Source organism: Burkholderia sp. AU33423 (assembly GCF_002223135.1).
Lineage (GTDB): Bacteria > Pseudomonadota > Gammaproteobacteria > Burkholderiales > Burkholderiaceae > Burkholderia > Burkholderia lata_D.
Genome location: NZ_NKFH01000003.1, coordinates 23,249 through 39,827 on the forward strand (window position 1 = coordinate 23,249; position 16,579 = coordinate 39,827).

General features: G+C 60.6%; 30 protein-coding genes. All 30 read left to right on the forward strand.

The genetic code is table 11. The annotated features are described in order from the left end of the window. Positions 1-27 precede the first annotated feature (27 nt). Positions 28-678, forward strand: coding sequence for a 50S ribosomal protein L3 (gene rplC / locus CFB50_RS01615; protein ID WP_006482922.1), 651 nt, complete (start codon positions 28-30; stop codon positions 676-678). After that, a complete protein-coding gene (gene rplD / locus CFB50_RS01620) occupies positions 678-1,298 on the forward strand; it encodes a 50S ribosomal protein L4 (RefSeq protein ID WP_011350675.1) in 621 nt (206 codons plus the stop codon). The genes rplC and rplD overlap by 1 nt, the downstream gene beginning before the upstream one ends. Then, positions 1,295-1,609, forward strand: a complete 315-nt coding sequence (rplW, locus tag CFB50_RS01625; protein WP_004199275.1) for a 50S ribosomal protein L23 — start codon at positions 1,295-1,297, stop codon at positions 1,607-1,609. Before rplD ends, rplW begins: the two co-directional genes overlap by 4 nt. A 2-nt stretch (positions 1,610-1,611) precedes the next feature. Then, on the forward strand, positions 1,612-2,439 hold the full coding sequence (gene rplB, locus CFB50_RS01630; protein WP_006482900.1) for a 50S ribosomal protein L2: 828 nt from the start codon (positions 1,612-1,614) through the stop codon (positions 2,437-2,439). A gap of 10 nt (positions 2,440-2,449) precedes the next feature. Continuing rightward, positions 2,450-2,725 (forward strand): 30S ribosomal protein S19, encoded by a 276-nt coding sequence (gene rpsS, locus CFB50_RS01635; RefSeq protein ID WP_004199273.1) that lies wholly within the window; start codon positions 2,450-2,452, stop codon positions 2,723-2,725. 12 nt (positions 2,726-2,737) lie between these two features. After that, entirely contained in the window at positions 2,738-3,067 is a 330-nt protein-coding gene (gene rplV / locus CFB50_RS01640; protein WP_004199272.1) for a 50S ribosomal protein L22, read from the forward strand. A gap of 11 nt (positions 3,068-3,078) precedes the next feature. Then, on the forward strand, positions 3,079-3,879 hold the full coding sequence (rpsC, locus tag CFB50_RS01645) for a 30S ribosomal protein S3 (RefSeq protein WP_006482899.1): 801 nt from the start codon (positions 3,079-3,081) through the stop codon (positions 3,877-3,879). Positions 3,880-3,881: 2 nt separating this feature from the next. Then, entirely contained in the window at positions 3,882-4,298 is a 417-nt protein-coding gene (gene rplP / locus CFB50_RS01650; RefSeq protein WP_006482873.1) for a 50S ribosomal protein L16, read from the forward strand. Between the two features lie 9 nt (positions 4,299-4,307). After that, positions 4,308-4,502, forward strand: a complete 195-nt coding sequence (rpmC, locus tag CFB50_RS01655) for a 50S ribosomal protein L29 (protein ID WP_006400652.1) — start codon at positions 4,308-4,310, stop codon at positions 4,500-4,502. Continuing rightward, on the forward strand, positions 4,499-4,771 hold the full coding sequence (rpsQ, locus tag CFB50_RS01660) for a 30S ribosomal protein S17 (protein ID WP_006477189.1): 273 nt from the start codon (positions 4,499-4,501) through the stop codon (positions 4,769-4,771). Before rpmC ends, rpsQ begins: the two co-directional genes overlap by 4 nt. A 309-nt stretch (positions 4,772-5,080) precedes the next feature. Next, complete coding sequence (rplN, locus tag CFB50_RS01665) at positions 5,081-5,449, forward strand: 50S ribosomal protein L14 (protein ID WP_006482918.1); 369 nt, start codon at positions 5,081-5,083, stop codon at positions 5,447-5,449. A gap of 9 nt (positions 5,450-5,458) precedes the next feature. Continuing rightward, positions 5,459-5,767, forward strand: coding sequence for a 50S ribosomal protein L24 (rplX, locus tag CFB50_RS01670; protein WP_006477187.1), 309 nt, complete (start codon positions 5,459-5,461; stop codon positions 5,765-5,767). Between the two features lie 16 nt (positions 5,768-5,783). Further along, complete coding sequence (gene rplE / locus CFB50_RS01675; protein ID WP_006477186.1) at positions 5,784-6,323, forward strand: 50S ribosomal protein L5; 540 nt, start codon at positions 5,784-5,786, stop codon at positions 6,321-6,323. A gap of 7 nt (positions 6,324-6,330) precedes the next feature. Next, the gene (gene rpsN / locus CFB50_RS01680) at positions 6,331-6,636 is read left to right on the forward strand and encodes a 30S ribosomal protein S14 (protein ID WP_011350676.1); all 306 of its coding nucleotides are present in this window, start codon (positions 6,331-6,333) and stop codon (positions 6,634-6,636) included. 14 nt (positions 6,637-6,650) lie between these two features. Then, a complete protein-coding gene (rpsH, locus tag CFB50_RS01685) occupies positions 6,651-7,046 on the forward strand; it encodes a 30S ribosomal protein S8 (protein WP_011350677.1) in 396 nt (131 codons plus the stop codon). 18 nt (positions 7,047-7,064) lie between these two features. Further along, positions 7,065-7,595, forward strand: coding sequence for a 50S ribosomal protein L6 (gene rplF / locus CFB50_RS01690; RefSeq protein WP_006758786.1), 531 nt, complete (start codon positions 7,065-7,067; stop codon positions 7,593-7,595). 12 nt (positions 7,596-7,607) lie between these two features. Beyond that, positions 7,608-7,973, forward strand: coding sequence for a 50S ribosomal protein L18 (gene rplR, locus CFB50_RS01695; protein WP_006477183.1), 366 nt, complete (start codon positions 7,608-7,610; stop codon positions 7,971-7,973). A 14-nt stretch (positions 7,974-7,987) separates the two neighbouring features. After that, on the forward strand, positions 7,988-8,506 hold the full coding sequence (gene rpsE / locus CFB50_RS01700) for a 30S ribosomal protein S5 (protein ID WP_006482895.1): 519 nt from the start codon (positions 7,988-7,990) through the stop codon (positions 8,504-8,506). Positions 8,507-8,521: 15 nt separating this feature from the next. After that, positions 8,522-8,704 (forward strand): 50S ribosomal protein L30, encoded by a 183-nt coding sequence (rpmD, locus tag CFB50_RS01705; RefSeq protein ID WP_006400644.1) that lies wholly within the window; start codon positions 8,522-8,524, stop codon positions 8,702-8,704. A 26-nt stretch (positions 8,705-8,730) separates the two neighbouring features. After that, a complete protein-coding gene (gene rplO / locus CFB50_RS01710; protein WP_006482880.1) occupies positions 8,731-9,165 on the forward strand; it encodes a 50S ribosomal protein L15 in 435 nt (144 codons plus the stop codon). Between the two features lie 42 nt (positions 9,166-9,207). Then, complete coding sequence (gene secY, locus CFB50_RS01715) at positions 9,208-10,557, forward strand: preprotein translocase subunit SecY (RefSeq protein WP_006482915.1); 1,350 nt, start codon at positions 9,208-9,210, stop codon at positions 10,555-10,557. A 7-nt stretch (positions 10,558-10,564) separates the two neighbouring features. Next, a complete protein-coding gene (infA, locus tag CFB50_RS01720; RefSeq protein ID WP_004521905.1) occupies positions 10,565-10,783 on the forward strand; it encodes a translation initiation factor IF-1 in 219 nt (72 codons plus the stop codon). 20 nt (positions 10,784-10,803) lie between these two features. Continuing rightward, positions 10,804-10,920 (forward strand): 50S ribosomal protein L36, encoded by a 117-nt coding sequence (gene rpmJ / locus CFB50_RS01725; RefSeq protein WP_004199844.1) that lies wholly within the window; start codon positions 10,804-10,806, stop codon positions 10,918-10,920. A gap of 38 nt (positions 10,921-10,958) precedes the next feature. After that, entirely contained in the window at positions 10,959-11,324 is a 366-nt protein-coding gene (gene rpsM / locus CFB50_RS01730; protein ID WP_006477178.1) for a 30S ribosomal protein S13, read from the forward strand. Between the two features lie 28 nt (positions 11,325-11,352). Further along, the gene (rpsK, locus tag CFB50_RS01735) at positions 11,353-11,754 is read left to right on the forward strand and encodes a 30S ribosomal protein S11 (protein WP_004197937.1); all 402 of its coding nucleotides are present in this window, start codon (positions 11,353-11,355) and stop codon (positions 11,752-11,754) included. A gap of 154 nt (positions 11,755-11,908) precedes the next feature. Next, complete coding sequence (gene rpsD / locus CFB50_RS01740; protein ID WP_021161733.1) at positions 11,909-12,532, forward strand: 30S ribosomal protein S4; 624 nt, start codon at positions 11,909-11,911, stop codon at positions 12,530-12,532. A gap of 124 nt (positions 12,533-12,656) precedes the next feature. Then, complete coding sequence (locus CFB50_RS01745; protein ID WP_006477176.1) at positions 12,657-13,634, forward strand: DNA-directed RNA polymerase subunit alpha; 978 nt, start codon at positions 12,657-12,659, stop codon at positions 13,632-13,634. Positions 13,635-13,772: 138 nt separating this feature from the next. After that, positions 13,773-14,168 (forward strand): 50S ribosomal protein L17, encoded by a 396-nt coding sequence (gene rplQ / locus CFB50_RS01750; RefSeq protein WP_006477175.1) that lies wholly within the window; start codon positions 13,773-13,775, stop codon positions 14,166-14,168. A gap of 202 nt (positions 14,169-14,370) precedes the next feature. Beyond that, positions 14,371-14,697, forward strand: coding sequence for a divalent-cation tolerance protein CutA (gene cutA, locus CFB50_RS01755; RefSeq protein ID WP_046544764.1), 327 nt, complete (start codon positions 14,371-14,373; stop codon positions 14,695-14,697). Continuing rightward, positions 14,690-16,552 (forward strand): protein-disulfide reductase DsbD, encoded by a 1,863-nt coding sequence (gene dsbD / locus CFB50_RS01760; RefSeq protein WP_089444801.1) that lies wholly within the window; start codon positions 14,690-14,692, stop codon positions 16,550-16,552. Before cutA ends, dsbD begins: the two co-directional genes overlap by 8 nt. Positions 16,553-16,579: the final 27 nt, after the last annotated feature.

Below are 16,579 nucleotides of genomic sequence, written 5' to 3' on the forward strand. Positions count from 1 at the left end.
CAATCGCAGTCGGGAATGGAGAAAATGATGAGCCTTGGACTCGTAGGTCGCAAGGTTGGCATGACCCGTATCTTCACGGCGGAAGGGGATTCGATTCCCGTCACCGTGCTGGACGTGTCGGACAACCGCGTGACGCAGATCAAGACTGTTGAAACCGACGGCTACACGGCCGTGCAGGTTGCATTCGGCTCCCGTCGTGCCTCGCGCGTGACGAAGCCGCTGGCAGGTCATCTCGCCAAAGCCGGTGTCGAAGCCGGTGAAATCCTCAAGGAATTCCGCATTGACGCGGCCAAGGCGGCTGAGCTGTCGAATGGCGCCGTGGTCGGTGCCGATCTTTTCGAAGTGGGCCAGAAGGTCGACGTGCAAGGCGTGTCGATCGGTAAGGGCTACGCCGGTACGATCAAGCGTTACAACTTCTCCTCCGGCCGTGCTACGCACGGTAACTCGCGCTCGCACAACGTGCCGGGCTCGATCGGTATGGCGCAGGATCCGGGTCGTGTTTTCCCGGGTAAACGCATGACGGGTCACATGGGTGACGTGACGGTGACGGTGCAGAACCTCGAAATCGCTCGTATCGATGCAGAGCGCAAGCTGCTGCTCGTGAAGGGTGCGATTCCGGGCGCGAAGGGCGGCAAGGTCTTCGTGACGCCGGCCGTCAAGACCAAGGGGGCGAAATAATGGAACTCAAGCTCCTGAACGAAAATGGTCAGGAAGGTGCAGTGGTCAACGCATCGGACGTCGTGTTCGGTCGTGACTACAACGAAGCGCTGATCCACCAGGTCGTCGTCGCTTACCAGGCGAATGCTCGCCAAGGTAACCGCGCACAGAAGGACCGTGAGCAAGTCAAGCACACGACGAAGAAGCCGTGGCGCCAGAAGGGTACGGGCCGCGCTCGTGCCGGTATGTCGTCGAGCCCGTTGTGGCGTGGCGGTGGTCGTATCTTCCCGAATTCGCCGGAAGAAAACTTCTCGCACAAGGTCAACAAGAAGATGCATCGCGCAGGTCTCTGCTCGATCTTCTCGCAGCTGGCCCGTGAAGGCCGTCTGTCGGTCGTCGAGGACATCATCCTCGAAGCGCCGAAGACCAAGCTGCTGGCCGAAAAATTCAAGACCATGGGTCTCGACTCCGTGCTGATCATCACCGACACGGTTGACGAAAACCTGTACCTGGCATCGCGCAACCTGCCGCACGTGGCAATTGTCGAGCCGCGCTACGCTGACCCGCTCTCGCTGATCTACTTCAAGAAAGTGCTGGTCACGAAGGCTGCGGTCGCCCAGATCGAGGAGTTGCTGTCATGAGCGAGATTCGCAAGAACGATCATCGTTTGATGCAGGTCCTGCTCGCACCGGTGATCTCGGAAAAGGCGACGCTGGTTGCCGACAAGAACGAGCAAGTCGTGTTCGAAGTCGCACCGGATGCCACGAAGCAGGAAGTGAAGGCGGCTGTCGAGCTGCTGTTCAAGGTTGAAGTTGATTCCGTCAACGTGCTGGTTCAGAAGGGCAAGCAAAAGCGCTTTGGCCGTTCGATGGGCCGCCGCAAGGACGTGAAGAAGGCGTACGTTTGCCTGAAGCCCGGCCAGGAAATCAACTTTGAAGCGGAGGCCAAGTAATCATGGCAATCGTTAAAGTTAAGCCGACATCGCCGGGTCGCCGCGCGATGGTCAAGGTGGTCAACAAGAACCTGCACCAGGGCAAGCCGTTCGCGGCACTGCTCGACTCGCAGAGCTCGACCGCCGGCCGTAACAACAACGGTCGTATCACCACGCGTCACAAGGGTGGTGGTCACAAGCAGCACTACCGTATCGTCGATTTCCGTCGCACGAAGGATGGCATTCCGGCAAAGGTCGAGCGTCTCGAGTACGACCCGAACCGTAGCGCGAACATCGCGCTGGTGCTCTACGCAGACGGCGAACGTCGCTACATCATCGCCCCGAAGGGCCTGACCGTCGGCCAACAGCTGATGTCGGGTTCGGAAGCGCCGATCCGTGCAGGCAACACGCTGCCGATCCGCAACATTCCGGTCGGTACGACGATCCACTGCATCGAGATGCTGCCGGGCAAGGGCGCGCAAATGGCGCGTTCGGCTGGCACGTCGGCCATGCTGCTGGCACGTGAAGGCGTCTACGCGCAGGTTCGTCTGCGTTCGGGCGAAATCCGCCGCGTGCACATCGAGTGCCGTGCAACGATCGGTGAAGTCGGCAACGAAGAGCATAGCCTGCGCCAGATCGGCAAGGCTGGCGCGAACCGCTGGCGCGGTATCCGCCCGACGGTGCGTGGCGTTGCGATGAACCCGGTTGATCACCCGCACGGTGGTGGTGAGGGCAAGACGGCTGCAGGTCGCGACCCGGTGAGCCCGTGGGGTACGCCGGCTAAGGGTTACCGCACCCGCAGCAACAAGCGCACGACGACGATGATCGTCCAGCGCCGTCACAAGCGTTAAGGAGTAGGCAATGGCACGTTCTGTTAAAAAAGGTCCGTTCTGCGACGCCCATTTGCTGAAGAAAGTTGAGGCGGCTGCAGCTTCGCGCGACAAAAAGCCGATCAAGACCTGGTCGCGTCGCTCGACGATTCTGCCGGATTTCATCGGCCTGACGATCGCTGTTCACAACGGCCGTCAACACGTTCCGGTGTACATCTCGGAAAACATGGTCGGCCACAAGCTTGGCGAGTTCGCACTGACCCGTACGTTCAAGGGTCACGCAGCCGACAAGAAGGCCAAGAAATAAGGGGCAATCAAGATGGAAGTGAAAGCAATTCATCGCGGTGCCCGCATCTCGGCGCAGAAAACGCGCCTTGTGGCTGACCAGATCCGCGGTTTGCCGGTCGACAAGGCGCTGAACGTTCTGACGTTCTCGCCGAAGAAGGCGGCTGGCATCGTGAAGAAGGTTGTGCTGTCGGCAATCGCGAATGCGGAGCACAACGAAGGCGCTGATATCGACGAGCTCAAGATCAAGAGCATCTACGTCGACAAGGCTGCATCGCTCAAGCGTTTCACCGCGCGCGCCAAGGGCCGCGGTAACCGCATCGAGAAGCAATCCTGTCACATCACTGTGACGGTCGGGAATTAAGGAGCCATACGATGGGACAGAAAATTCATCCGACTGGCTTCCGCCTGGCTGTCAGCCGCAATTGGGCTTCGCGTTGGTACGCGAACAACAACAATTTCGCGGCAATGCTGCAGGAAGACATCGGTGTTCGTGAATACCTGAAGAAGAAGCTGAAGAACGCTTCGGTCGGTCGGGTCGTCATCGAGCGTCCGGCGAAGAACGCGCGCATCACGATTTACAGCTCGCGTCCGGGCGTGGTCATCGGCAAGAAGGGCGAGGATATCGAACAGCTGAAGACGGAACTGCAACGCCGCATGGGCGTGCCGGTTCACGTCAACATCGAGGAAATCCGCAAGCCGGAAACCGATGCTCAGCTGATCGCTGACTCGATCACGCAACAGCTCGAGCGCCGGATCATGTTCCGTCGCGCGATGAAGCGTGCGATGCAGAACGCGATGCGTCTGGGTGCCCAAGGCATCAAGATCATGAGCGCGGGCCGTCTGAACGGTATCGAAATCGCTCGTACGGAGTGGTATCGCGAAGGTCGCGTGCCCCTTCACACGCTGCGTGCTGATATCGACTACGCGACCTCGGAAGCGAAGACGACCTACGGGATCATCGGCGTCAAGGTGTGGGTTTACAAGGGCGATACGCTCGGCCGCAACGACGCACCGGTGGTGGAAGAAGTAGCCGAAGACAAGCGTCCGCGTCGCAATGCGCGTCCGGGCGACCGTCGTCCGCGCCGTGACGGCGAAGGCGGCGCTCCGGGTGCTCGTCGTGGCGCACCGCGCCGCGGCGCCGGCAAGCCCGAAGACGGCAAGACTGGAGAATAACGATGCTGCAACCGAAACGCAGAAAGTATCGTAAAGAGCAGAAAGGTCGTAACACCGGCAAGGCGACGCGCGGCAACGCAGTGTCGTTCGGTGAATTCGGTCTGAAGGCTATCGGTCGCGGTCGTTTGACCGCACGCCAGATTGAAGCGGCGCGTCGTGCAATGACGCGTCACATCAAGCGTGGCGGCCGCATCTGGATCCGGATCTTCCCGGACAAGCCGATTTCGCAGAAGCCGGCCGAAGTGCGTATGGGTAACGGTAAGGGTAACCCTGAGTACTACGTCGCCGAGATTCAGCCGGGCAAGATGCTCTATGAAATGGACGGCGTAACCGAAGAACTGGCACGCGAAGCGTTCCGTCTGGCTGCAGCCAAGCTGCCGCTGAAGACGGCGTTCATCGTGCGCCAGCTCGGCGCCTAAGGAGAAAATATGAAGGCTTCCGAACTTCTCCAGAAAGACCAGGCCGCGCTCAACAAGGAGCTGGCGGACCTGCTGAAGGCGCAATTCGGCCTGCGCATGCAACTCGCGACCCAGCAGCTCACGAACACGAGCCAGCTGAAGAAGGTTCGTCGCGACATCGCACGTGTGCGGACCGTCATGACTCAGAAGGCGAACCAGAAATGAACGATAGCGTGAAAACCTCGCTGAAGCGGACGCTGGTCGGTCGGGTCGTCAGCAACAAGATGGACAAGACCGTCACCGTGCTGATCGAGCACCGCGTCAAGCACCCGATCTACGGCAAGTATGTCGTGCGTTCGAAGAAGTACCACGCGCACGATGAAGCGAACACCTACAACGAAGGCGATCTCGTCGAAATCCAGGAAACTCGTCCTGTTTCGAAGACGAAGGCCTGGACGGTGTCGCGCCTCGTCGAAGCAGCTCGCGTCATCTAAGCGGGCAGCGCAGTAGGCAGTAACGGGCACTTCTCCGCGAAGTGCTTGAAATCGCAAAGTATTTGCTTGCGTGACCAGGATTATTTGTTATAATCCTGGTCTTCCCTCTTTATGGGAGCCCCGTCGCGGGCGAAGTTGGTGGGGGAAGCGGACTGGCGCCTGCCTGTCCGAAAGATTCACCGAATTGCGATGGCGGGTTTCGTTTGCCGTCGCTGCTGTTCCAACCCAAGCAGCCGATTGGCTGACGGGACCAAGACTGACCGAATGCATCATGGTGGTGCATCCGGATTAAGTTGGGAAAGACAAACCATGATCCAGACCGAATCTCGGCTCGAAGTAGCCGACAACACGGGTGCACGTGAAGTCCTGTGCATCAAGGTGCTCGGCGGCTCGAAGCGTCGTTATGCCGGCATTGGCGACATCATCAAGGTGAGCGTCAAAGAGGCAACGCCGCGCGGGCGCGTGAAGAAAGGCGAAATTTACAACGCCGTGGTGGTCCGCACCGCCAAGGGCGTGCGCCGTCAAGACGGCTCGCTGATCAAGTTCGACGGCAACGCCGCTGTGCTTTTGAATAACAAGCTCGAGCCGATCGGTACCCGTATCTTCGGGCCGGTCACGCGTGAGCTGCGTAGCGAACGATTCATGAAGATCGTTTCGCTGGCGCCGGAAGTGCTGTAAGGAGTCGCGATGAACAAGATTCGCAAAGGTGACGAAGTCATCGTCGTCACTGGCAAGGACAAGGGCAAGCGCGGCGTCGTGCTGGCTGTCGGTGCAGAGCATGTGACGGTTGAAGGTATCAACCTCGTCAAGAAGCATGTGAAGCCGAACCCGATGAAGGGTACGACTGGCGGCGTGGAAGCGAAGACGATGCCCCTGCATATTTCGAACGTCGCACTGGTCGACGCGAATGGCAAGGCGTCGCGTGTTGGCATCAAGGTCGAGGAAGGCAAGAAGGTTCGCTTCCTGAAGACGACCGGTGCTGTACTGAGCGCCTGACGCAGCGGAGTAAAAAATGGCTCGTTTTCAAGAGTTTTACAAAGAAAAGGTTGTGCCCGGCCTGATCGAGAAGTTCGGTTACAAGTCGGTCATGGAAGTGCCGCGCATCACCAAGATCACGCTGAACATGGGTCTTGGCGAAGCGATCGCTGACAAGAAGATCATCGAGAACGCCGTTGGCGACCTCACGAAGATCGCTGGTCAGAAGCCGGTCGTGACGAAGGCACGCAAGGCAATCGCAGGCTTCAAGATCCGCCAAGGTTACCCGATCGGCGCGATGGTGACGCTGCGTGGCCAAGCAATGTACGAATTCCTCGACCGTTTCGTGACGGTTGCCCTGCCCCGCGTGCGTGACTTCCGCGGCGTGTCGGGTCGTGCTTTCGATGGCCGTGGCAACTACAACATCGGTGTGAAAGAGCAGATCATTTTCCCCGAAATCGACTACGACAAGATCGACGCACTGCGTGGGCTGAACATCAGCATCACGACGACTGCGAAGACCGACGACGAAGCAAAGGCTCTGCTCGCCAGCTTCAAGTTCCCGTTCAGAAACTGAGGTTACCGTGGCTAAACTGGCACTGATCGAACGTGAAAAGAAGCGCGCCCGCCTGGTCGCGAAGTTCGCAGCAAAGCGCGATGCGCTGAAGGCGATCGTCGAAGACCAAAGCAAGTCGGAAGAAGAGCGCTACGAAGCACGCCTTGAGCTGCAGCAACTGCCCCGCAACGCAAACCCGACCCGCCAGCGTAACCGCTGCGCGATTACGGGCCGTCCGCGTGGCACGTTCCGTAAATTCGGCCTCGCGCGTAACAAGATTCGTGAAATCGCATTCCGTGGCGAGATTCCTGGCCTGACCAAGGCGAGCTGGTAATAGGAGAAACGTAAATGAGCATGAGTGATCCTATCGCCGATATGCTGACTCGCATCCGCAATGGGCAGATGGTCGAGAAGGTATCGGTGTCGATGCCCTCGTCGAAAGTCAAGGTTGCAATCGCGCAAGTCCTGAAAGACGAAGGCTATATCGACGATTTCGCCGTGAAGGCGGAAGGTGCGAAGTCCGAACTGAATATCGCGCTGAAGTACTACGCCGGCCGTCCGGTCATCGAACGCATCGAACGCGTGTCGAAGCCTGGCCTGCGCGTGTACCGTGGCCGTAACGACATTCCGCAGGTCATGAATGGCCTCGGTGTGGCAATCGTGTCGACGCCGAAGGGCGTGATGACCGACCGCAAGGCGCGCGCTACCGGCGTCGGCGGCGAAGTCATCTGCTACGTCGCTTAAAGCCGAGGAGAGAGAAACATGTCTCGAGTAGGTAAGAGCCCGATCGCGCTGCAAGGCGCGGAAGTCAAGCTGGCCGACGGTGCGATCACCGTCAAGGGCCCGCTGGGCACCATCACGCAAGCGATCAATCCGCTCGTGAACGTGGCGAACAACGACGGCACGCTGAACCTGTCGCCGGTGGACGAAAGCCGCGAAGCAAATGCACTGTCGGGCACGATGCGCGCGATTATCGCGAATGCCGTGCACGGCGTGACCAAGGGTTTCGAGCGCAAGCTGACGCTGGTTGGCGTCGGTTATCGTGCACAAGCGCAAGGCGACAAGCTGAACCTGTCGCTGGGTTTCTCGCACCCGGTGGTGCACCAGATGCCGGAAGGCGTCAAGGCAGAAACCCCGACGCAAACCGAAATCGTGATCAAGGGGATCAACAAGCAACAAGTCGGTCAAGTAGCTGCGGAAGTCCGCGGTTACCGTCCGCCGGAGCCGTACAAGGGCAAGGGCGTGCGCTATTCCGACGAGGTTGTGATCCTCAAAGAAACGAAGAAGAAGTAAGGGTGCGCAATCATGGATAAGACTCAATCTCGCCTGCGCCGCGCTCGCCAGACGCGTATCAAGATCGCTGAGCTGCAGGTCGCGCGTCTCGCCGTGCATCGCACGAATACGCACATCTACGCTCAAGTGTTCTCGCCGTGCGGCACCAAGGTGCTCGCCAGCGCGTCGACGCTCGAAGCAGAAGTGCGCGCAGAACTGGCCGACAAGTCGGGCAAGGGCGGCAACGTCAATGCTGCGACGCTGATCGGCAAGCGTATTGCCGAAAAGGCAAAGGCTGCCGGCATCGAATCCGTCGCCTTCGACCGCTCGGGCTTCCGCTACCACGGCCGCGTCAAGGCGCTGGCTGAGGCAGCTCGCGAAGCTGGGCTCAAGTTCTAAGGAAGGAATTCGTCATGGCAAAGATGCAAGCGAAAGTTCAGGCTGACGAGCGCGACGACGGCCTTCGTGAAAAGATGATTTCGGTCAATCGCGTGACCAAGGTCGTGAAGGGTGGCCGTATTCTCGGCTTCGCCGCACTGACCGTGGTTGGCGACGGTGATGGCCGCATCGGTATGGGCAAGGGCAAGGCGAAGGAAGTGCCGGTCGCTGTCCAGAAGGCAATGGAACAAGCTCGTCGCAACATGTTCAAGGTGCCGCTCAAGAACGGCACGCTGCAACACGAAGTGCACGGCAAGCATGGCGCATCCGCTGTCCTCCTCGCTCCGGCGAAGGCAGGTACGGGCGTGATCGCCGGCGGCCCGATGCGCGCAGTGTTCGACGTGATGGGCGTTCAGAACGTTGTGGCGAAGAGCCACGGTTCGACGAACCCGTACAACCTCGTTCGCGCCACGCTGGACGGTCTGCGCAAGCAGTCCACCCCGGCAGACATCGCGGCGAAGCGCGGCAAGTCCGTCGAAGAAATTTTGGGCTAAGCCCGGGTGGTCACCATGTCTGAAAAAACTGTCAAGGTTCAGCTCGTGAAGAGCCTGATCGGGACCCGCGAATCGCACCGCGCGACCGTGCGTGGCCTGGGCCTGCGCCGACTCAACTCGGTCAGCGAGCTTCAGGACACGCCGGCGGTCCGCGGCATGATCAACAAGGTCTCGTACCTCGTTAAGGTCATCGCGTAAGCGGCCCTACGGATCAAGGAGTTGATATGGAATTGAATAACCTGAAGCCGGCAGCTGGCGCCAAGCACGCCAAGCGTCGCGTCGGCCGTGGCATCGGTTCGGGCCTCGGCAAGACGGCTGGCCGTGGTCACAAGGGTCAGAAATCGCGTTCGGGCGGCTTCCACAAAGTCGGTTTCGAAGGCGGTCAGATGCCGCTGCAACGTCGTCTGCCGAAGCGCGGCTTCACGTCGCTGACGAAGGAATTCGTCGGTGAAGTGCGCCTGGGCGACCTCGAGAAGCTGCCGGTCGACGAGATCGATCTGCTCGCACTGAAGCAAGCCGGCCTGGTCGGTGAGCTGACGAAGAGCGCAAAGATCATCGCGACGGGCGAACTGAAGCGCAAGATCGTCGTGAAGGGTCTCGGTGCCACCAAGGGTGCGCGCGCTGCGATCGAAGCGGCTGGCGGTTCGTTCGCCGAGTGACACGCGTAGCGCGTCGTCACTTGCATTCATCGGAGAAGGTACTTGGCTAACAGCCCGAGTCTTGCAAAACCCGGTCGAAGCACGGCGAAATTCGGCGATCTGCGCCGGCGAGCAATGTTCTTGCTCCTGGCGCTGATCGTCTATCGCATCGGCGCGCACATTCCCGTGCCGGGCATCGATCCGGATCAACTGGCGAAGCTGTTCCAAAGCCAGGCGGGCGGCATCCTGGGCATGTTCAACATGTTCTCGGGTGGCGCGCTTTCCCGCTTCACGATCTTTGCGCTGGGGATCATGCCGTACATCTCGGCGTCGATCATCATGCAGTTGCTGGCGATTGTCTCGCCGCAGCTCGAGGCGCTGAAGAAGGAAGGGCAGGCAGGGCAACGGAAGATCACGCAGTACACGCGGTATTTCACCGTGGTGCTCGCGACCTTCCAGGCGTTCGGTATCGCGGCTGCGCTGGAAAACCAGCCGGGCCTCGTCACCGACCCCGGCATGCTGTTCCGTCTGACGACGGTCGTGACGCTGGTGACGGGCACGATGTTCCTGATGTGGCTCGGCGAGCAGATTACCGAGCGTGGTCTGGGCAACGGGATCTCGATCATCATCTTCGGCGGGATCGCAGCAGGGTTCCCGAATGCCGTCGGTGGGTTGTTCGAGCTGGTGCGTACGGGTTCGATGAGCATCATTTCGGCGATCATCATCGTCGTTCTGATTGCCGCGGTGACTTACCTGGTCGTGTTCATCGAACGCGGTCAGCGCAAGATCCTCGTGAACTACGCGAAGCGCCAGGTCGGCAACAAGATCTACGGTGGGCAGTCGTCGCATCTGCCGCTGAAGCTGAACATGTCGGGTGTGATTCCGCCGATCTTCGCATCGTCGATCATTCTGTTCCCGGCAACGATTCTCGGCTGGTTCAGTACCGGTCAGCCGACGGGAAGCTGGATTTCCAATACGTTGCATAACGTGGCGGAAGCGCTGAAGCCGGGCCAGCCGGTCTATGTGTTGCTGTACACGCTGGCGATCGTGTTTTTCTGCTTCTTCTACACCGCACTGGTGTTCAACAGCAGGGAAACCGCAGACAACCTGAAGAAGAGCGGCGCGTTTGTTCCGGGCATTCGTCCGGGCGATCAGACCGCGCGATATATCGACCGCATCCTCACGCGTCTGACGCTGGCCGGTGCGATCTACATCGTCTTCGTGTGTCTGCTGCCGGAGTTCCTGGTGCTGCGCTGGAACGTGCCGTTTTATTTTGGTGGAACGTCGCTGCTGATCATTGTCGTCGTCACGATGGACTTTATGGCGCAGGTGCAGTCGTACGTTATGTCGCAACAGTATGAGTCACTGCTCAAGAAGGCGAACTTCAAGGGCGGCAACATCCCGATGCGTTGAAAGGACTATGGCCAAAGACGATGTAATCCAGATGCAGGGTGAGGTGATTGAAAACCTCCCGAATGCGACCTTCCGTGTGAAGCTGGAAAACGGCCATGTCGTATTGGGGCATATTTCCGGGAAGATGCGGATGCACTACATCCGCATCCTGCCTGGCGACAAGGTGACGGTTGAATTGACGCCTTACGATCTGTCTCGTGCGCGGATCGTGTTCCGGGCGAAGTGATTTGAAAAAAGGGTATTATCATGAAAGTGATGGCATCGGTTAAGCGCATTTGCCGCAATTGCAAGATCATCAAGCGCAAAGGCGTCGTTCGCGTGATCTGCAGCTCGGATCCGCGCCACAAGCAGCGCCAAGGCTGACCGCGCGTTTGTTTGCGCTTTTTGTTTGAGGAAAAACAATGGCTCGTATCGCAGGGGTTAACATCCCGAATCACCAGCACACCGAGATCGGCCTGACGGCAATCTTTGGTGTCGGCCGCACCCGTTCGCGCAGCATCTGCGTGGCAGCTGGCGTCGATTTTTCGAAGAAGGTCAAGGACTTGACCGACGCAGACTTGGAAAAGCTGCGTGAAGAAGTGGGCAAGTTTGTCGTCGAAGGCGATCTGCGCCGTGAAGTGACGATGAACATCAAGCGCCTGATGGACCTCGGTTGCTACCGTGGTGTTCGTCATCGCAAGGGCCTGCCGATGCGCGGTCAGCGTACGCGTACGAACGCACGTACTCGCAAGGGTCCGCGTCGTGCAGCGCAAGCGCTGAAGAAGTAAGCGGAACTGACAGTTACAGGAAAACGTAATGGCTAAGGCTTCGAACACCGCGGCGCAACGCGTTCGCAAGAAGGTTAAGAAGAACGTCGCTGAAGGCGTGGTTCACGTTCACGCGTCGTTCAACAACACGATCATCACGATCACCGATCGCCAAGGCAACGCACTGGCATGGGCGACGTCGGGCGGTCAGGGCTTCAAGGGCTCGCGCAAATCGACGCCGTTCGCTGCTCAGGTCGCAGCCGAGTCGGCTGGCCGCGTCGCGATGGAATACGGCGTGAAGAATCTGGAAGTGCGGATCAAGGGCCCGGGCCCGGGTCGTGAGTCGGCAGTGCGCGCACTGCACGGCCTCGGCATCAAGATCACCGCGATTTCGGACGTCACCCCGATTCCGCACAACGGCTGCCGTCCGCCGAAGCGTCGTCGTATCTAAAGGTGTGCTGGCACGTTCGTGCTAGCACATTGCCTGTCGCCGCTCAGCGTCGACGGGCGTTGCTTTTTTGATTGACTAAGCCCACCGTTCGCCCCAAAGGGCGCGAACTAGCGCGGATTCAGATCTGCGTGACTGATTGATAGAGGAATGCAAAGTGGCACGTTATATCGGCCCGAAGGCCAAGCTGTCCCGCCGTGAAGGCACCGACCTGTTCCTGAAGAGCGCACGCCGCTCGCTCGCCGACAAGTGCAAGCTCGACAGCAAGCCGGGTCAGCACGGCCGTACCTCGGGCGCACGTACGTCCGACTACGGTACGCAGCTGCGCGAAAAGCAGAAGGTCAAGCGTATCTACGGCGTGCTGGAGCGTCAGTTCCGCCGCTACTTCGCTGAAGCCGACCGCCGCAAGGGCAACACGGGTGAAAACCTGCTGCAACTGCTCGAATCGCGTCTCGACAACGTCGTGTATCGCATGGGCTTCGGCTCGACCCGCGCTGAAGCGCGTCAGCTGGTGAGCCACAAGTCGATCACCGTGAACGGCGTCGTCGCGAACGTCCCGTCGCAGCAAGTGAAGGCAGGCGACATCGTTGCGATCCGCGAAAAGGCGAAGAAGCAAGCGCGTATCGTTGAAGCGCTGTCGCTGGCCGAGCAAGGCGGCATGCCGAGCTGGGTTGCAGTCGATGCGAAGAAGTTCGAAGGCACGTTCAAGCAAATGCCGGAACGCGCTGAAATCGCAGGCGACATCAACGAAAGCCTGATCGTCGAATTGTATTCGCGTTAATCCGATTGACGGCCGAGGTACCCCGATTGCGTTGCGCAAGGAGGGGCCTCGGCTGTTTATTTTCTGGTTGTTACCGGTCAGCCTTATCGGTGTAACGAGCCGAGGGTATTGAAAAGGAAAGCCCATGCAAACCAGTTTGCTGAAACCCAAGATCATCGCCGTGGAATCGCTGGGCGAGAACCACGCGAGGGTGGTCATGGAACCGTTCGAACGCGGTTACGGCCATACCTTGGGCAATGCGCTTCGCCGCGTGCTGCTGTCGTCGATGGTTGGCTACGCGCCGACCGAAGTGACGATCGCAGGCGTGGTGCACGAGTACTCGACGCTGGATGGCGTGCAGGAAGACGTCGTCAACCTGCTGCTGAACCTGAAGGGCGTGGTGTTCAAGCTGCATAACCGTGACGAAGTGACGGTTACGCTGCGCAAGGAAGGTGAAGGCGTTGTCACGGCCGGCGATATCGAGCTGGCTCACGACTGCGAAGTCATCAACCCGAATCACGTGATTGCGCACCTGTCGAAGGGCGGCAAGCTCGACGTTCAGATCAAGATCGAAAAGGGTCGCGGCTATGTGCCCGGCAACGTTCGTCGCTACGGCGAAGACACGGCCAAGATCATCGGCCGCATCGTCCTCGACGCATCGTTCTCGCCGGTTCGCCGCGTGAGCTACGCTGTCGAAAGCGCACGTGTCGAGCAGCGTACCGACCTCGACAAGCTCGTGATGAACATCGAGACGAGCGGTGTGATCACGCCGGAAGAAGCGATCCGTCAATCGGCCCGCATCCTGGTCGACCAGCTGTCCGTGTTCGCGGCGCTGGAAGGCACGGAAACGGCAGCCGAAGCGCCGTCGCGTGCACCGCAGATCGATCCGATCCTGCTGCGTCCGGTGGACGATCTCGAGCTGACGGTTCGTTCGGCGAACTGCCTGAAGGCCGAGAACATCTACTACATCGGCGACCTGATCCAGCGCACGGAAAACGAGCTGCTGAAGACGCCGAACCTCGGTCGCAAGTCGCTCAACGAGATCAAGGAAGTGCTCGCTTCGCGCGGTCTCACGCTGGGCATGAAGCTCGAAAACTGGCCGCCGGCTGGTCTCGACAAGTAAGCCCGGTTGTTACTGTAGTTGGCAAAGATGCGGATTTTCCTTTAAAATCCGCATCTTGCTTTTTTTCGTTACCGGCCCGTGCACCCATCGAGGTGCGATAGAAGAGCTGGATCAAAACTTTGAATCAAGGAAACTGAAATGCGCCATCGTCATGGTCTGCGGAAACTGAACCGCACGAGCAGCCACCGTCTGGCTATGCTCCGTAACATGTCCAACTCGCTGATCGAGCACGAAGTCATCAAGACGACGCTGCCGAAGGCGAAGGAACTCCGTAAAGTCGTCGAGCCGCTGATCACGCTCGGCAAGAAGCCGTCGCTGGCAAACCGTCGCCTGGCGTTCAACCGCCTGCGCGATCGTGACTCGGTGGCGAAGCTGTTCGACGTGCTCGGTCCGCGTTTCGCGAACCGTCCGGGCGGCTACCTGCGCGTGCTGAAGTTCGGTTTCCGCGTGGGCGACAACGCACCGATGGCACTGGTCGAGCTGCTCGATCGTCCGGAAGTCGACGAAACGGAAAACGTGCAAGAAGCTGAGTAAGCTTCCGGTACGCAGCAGTATCTGAAAGGGGCCGAGCAATTGCTTGGCCCTTTTTGTTTTTCCGGCGCCGGCTGCGATCGATTGTCGCAGGGCGGCGCCGGCAGCGTTGCGCGGGCTGCGCTACGATACGGGGCAGCCGGCGCGCGCCCCAGGTGGGCAATTCGCGTCGGCGGGAGCCGATAGACCAGCCAGGAGGGCGCGGATGATAGTGGTGCTGATGCTGACGACGGTGCCCGATGCCGAGATCGCCAAGACGCTTTCAGACGGTGCGCTCGATGCGCGGCTTGCCGCGTGCGTGTCGGAGCTCGGCGCGATCAAGTCGCGCTACCACTGGCAGGGCAAGGTCGAAACGGCCGACGAGATCCAGTTGCTGTTCAAGACGAGCCCTGTGCGGGCGCTCGAACTGGAGCGATTTATTCTCGCGCATCATCCTTACGAGACGCCGGAAATCGTCTCGTGGCAGACGACGGCATCGGCCGCGTACGGCCAGTGGGTGACCAGCGAAACTCAACGTCTATTTCATGTTTAACGGTATGGCGCTTCCCGTGCGCGTGCGCGCGCTGCGATTTCTCGCAGTCCTGTTGTCGTTCATGCTCGTGCTGGGCGGCCTGTCGGTCGCGCGCGCGGCCGACGATTTCCTCGATCCGTCGGTTGCATTCAAGTTCAGCGCAAGCGAATCGCCGCGACAGGTGGACGTCCACTTCAAGGTCGCCAACGGCTATTACCTGTACCGTGAGCGGTTCGCATTCGCGGTGAAGAGCGGGCAGGCGACGCTCGGCGATCCGCAATTCCCGGCCGGCCACGTGAAGTTCGACCAGACTTTCCAGAAGAACGTCGAGACCTACCGTGACGAAGTCGTCGTCCATGTGCCCGTCAAGCAGGCGTCGGGACCGTTCGAGCTCGCGGTGACGTCGCAGGGGTGCGCGGACGAGGGCATCTGCTATCCGCCGGCCGAGCACGTCGTGAAGGTCGATGGCGCCGCGCTGGGCGCCGCTTCGTCGTCGTCGCCGTCGTCCGGCGATACGGCTGCCGCGGACAGCTGGTTCGACAAGGTCACGAGCGCCGATTTCGCGCAGTCGCTGCTCGAAGGGCATGGCTTCTTCACGATCGTCGCGCTGTATTTCGTCGCGGGCGTCGTGCTGAGCCTCCTGCCGTGTTCGTATCCGATGATTCCGATCGTGTCGGCGATCATCATCGGCCAGGGCACGCGCGCGACGCATGCGCGCGGTTTCGCGCTGTCGATGACCTATGTGGTCGGCATGGCGCTGGTCTACACGGTGCTCGGCATTGCCGCGGCGCTGGTCGGCCAGAGCCTCGGTGCGTGGCTGCAGAACCCGTGGGTGCTTGGCGCGTTCGGCGTGCTGTTGACCGCGTTTGCCGTCTCGCTGATCTCGGGCAAGGACATTGCGCTGCCCGCGCGCTGGCAGAACGGCGCTGCGGAGGTATCGAGCGCGCGCCAGGGCGGTCATTTCGTTGCGGTCGCGGCGATGGGCGCGCTGTCCGCGCTGGTCGTCGGCGCATGCATGACAGCGCCGCTGTTCGCGGTGCTCGCCTTCATCGCGCACACGGGCAATGCGCTGCTCGGCGGCGCTGCACTGTTCGCGATGGGGCTGGGGCTGGGCGTGCCGCTGCTGGTCGTCGGCGTCGGTGCCGGGACGGTACTGCCGCGCGCCGGCGCATGGATGGACGGCGTGAAGGTGTTCTTCGGCATCGTGCTGCTCGCAGCCGCGCTGTGGATCGTATGGCCGGTGCTGGCCGGTGGCCTGAAGATGGTGCTCGCCGCGTTGTGGCTGCTGATCGCGGCCGCGGCACTCGGGCTGTTCACGCCGAACGCCGGCGCCACGTCCATCTGGCGTCGCCTCGGCCGTGGCGTGGGCGCTGCGCTCGCGATCTGGGCGGCCACGCTGCTCGTCGGCCTGGCCGCGGGATCGACCGATCCGGTCAAGCCGTTGGCGGTGCTGGCGGCACGCACGGTTGCGTCGGGCGGCACCACGGCGGCAGGCGCAGCAGCCGCCGCGCAGGATGGGCCCGCGTTCGCATCGGTGCGCTCGAGTGGCGAACTCGACACGCTGCTGAAGACGTCGGGCCAGCCCGTGATGCTCGATTTCTACGCCGACTGGTGCGTGAGCTGCAAGGAAATGGAGCATCTGACGTTTACCGACGCGCGCGTGCAGGCGCGGCTCGCGCAGCTTCATCTCGTGCGCGCGGATGTCACCGCGAACAACCCGGACGACCAGGCGCTGCTGAAGCGTTTCAACCTGTTCGGGCCGCCGGGCATCATCTTCTTCGATAGAAGCGGCAACGAGATCGGGCGCGTAGTCGGCTATCAGGCGGCCGAGACGTTCCTGCGCAGTCTCGACCGGGCTGCAGTTCCGACGGTATGACCATGCGGGGCACGCGCGTGCCGGCGG

Excerpts from the sequence above, each read along its gene's own strand:
- rplC (WP_006482922.1), top strand. The coding sequence starts at position 28 with ATGAGCCTTGGACTCGTAGGTCGCAAGGTTGGCATGACCCGTATCTTC.
- rplD (WP_011350675.1), top strand. The coding sequence starts at position 678 with ATGGAACTCAAGCTCCTGAACGAAAATGGTCAGGAAGGTGCAGTGGTC.
- rplW (WP_004199275.1), top strand. The coding sequence starts at position 1,295 with ATGAGCGAGATTCGCAAGAACGATCATCGTTTGATGCAGGTCCTGCTC.
- rplB (WP_006482900.1), top strand. The coding sequence starts at position 1,612 with ATGGCAATCGTTAAAGTTAAGCCGACATCGCCGGGTCGCCGCGCGATG.
- rpsS (WP_004199273.1), top strand. The coding sequence starts at position 2,450 with ATGGCACGTTCTGTTAAAAAAGGTCCGTTCTGCGACGCCCATTTGCTG.
- rplV (WP_004199272.1), top strand. The coding sequence starts at position 2,738 with ATGGAAGTGAAAGCAATTCATCGCGGTGCCCGCATCTCGGCGCAGAAA.
- rpsC (WP_006482899.1), top strand. The coding sequence starts at position 3,079 with ATGGGACAGAAAATTCATCCGACTGGCTTCCGCCTGGCTGTCAGCCGC.
- rplP (WP_006482873.1), top strand. The coding sequence starts at position 3,882 with ATGCTGCAACCGAAACGCAGAAAGTATCGTAAAGAGCAGAAAGGTCGT.
- rpmC (WP_006400652.1), top strand. The coding sequence starts at position 4,308 with ATGAAGGCTTCCGAACTTCTCCAGAAAGACCAGGCCGCGCTCAACAAG.
- rpsQ (WP_006477189.1), top strand. The coding sequence starts at position 4,499 with ATGAACGATAGCGTGAAAACCTCGCTGAAGCGGACGCTGGTCGGTCGG.
- rplN (WP_006482918.1), top strand. The coding sequence starts at position 5,081 with ATGATCCAGACCGAATCTCGGCTCGAAGTAGCCGACAACACGGGTGCA.
- rplX (WP_006477187.1), top strand. The coding sequence starts at position 5,459 with ATGAACAAGATTCGCAAAGGTGACGAAGTCATCGTCGTCACTGGCAAG.
- rplE (WP_006477186.1), top strand. The coding sequence starts at position 5,784 with ATGGCTCGTTTTCAAGAGTTTTACAAAGAAAAGGTTGTGCCCGGCCTG.
- rpsH (WP_011350677.1), top strand. The coding sequence starts at position 6,651 with ATGAGCATGAGTGATCCTATCGCCGATATGCTGACTCGCATCCGCAAT.
- rplF (WP_006758786.1), top strand. The coding sequence starts at position 7,065 with ATGTCTCGAGTAGGTAAGAGCCCGATCGCGCTGCAAGGCGCGGAAGTC.
- rplR (WP_006477183.1), top strand. The coding sequence starts at position 7,608 with ATGGATAAGACTCAATCTCGCCTGCGCCGCGCTCGCCAGACGCGTATC.
- rpsE (WP_006482895.1), top strand. The coding sequence starts at position 7,988 with ATGGCAAAGATGCAAGCGAAAGTTCAGGCTGACGAGCGCGACGACGGC.
- rpmD (WP_006400644.1), top strand. The coding sequence starts at position 8,522 with ATGTCTGAAAAAACTGTCAAGGTTCAGCTCGTGAAGAGCCTGATCGGG.
- rplO (WP_006482880.1), top strand. The coding sequence starts at position 8,731 with ATGGAATTGAATAACCTGAAGCCGGCAGCTGGCGCCAAGCACGCCAAG.
- infA (WP_004521905.1), top strand. The coding sequence starts at position 10,565 with ATGGCCAAAGACGATGTAATCCAGATGCAGGGTGAGGTGATTGAAAAC.
- rpmJ (WP_004199844.1), top strand. The coding sequence starts at position 10,804 with ATGAAAGTGATGGCATCGGTTAAGCGCATTTGCCGCAATTGCAAGATC.
- rpsM (WP_006477178.1), top strand. The coding sequence starts at position 10,959 with ATGGCTCGTATCGCAGGGGTTAACATCCCGAATCACCAGCACACCGAG.
- rpsK (WP_004197937.1), top strand. The coding sequence starts at position 11,353 with ATGGCTAAGGCTTCGAACACCGCGGCGCAACGCGTTCGCAAGAAGGTT.
- CFB50_RS01745 (WP_006477176.1), top strand. The coding sequence starts at position 12,657 with ATGCAAACCAGTTTGCTGAAACCCAAGATCATCGCCGTGGAATCGCTG.
- rplQ (WP_006477175.1), top strand. The coding sequence starts at position 13,773 with ATGCGCCATCGTCATGGTCTGCGGAAACTGAACCGCACGAGCAGCCAC.
- cutA (WP_046544764.1), top strand. The coding sequence starts at position 14,371 with ATGATAGTGGTGCTGATGCTGACGACGGTGCCCGATGCCGAGATCGCC.
- dsbD (WP_089444801.1), top strand. The coding sequence starts at position 14,690 with ATGTTTAACGGTATGGCGCTTCCCGTGCGCGTGCGCGCGCTGCGATTT.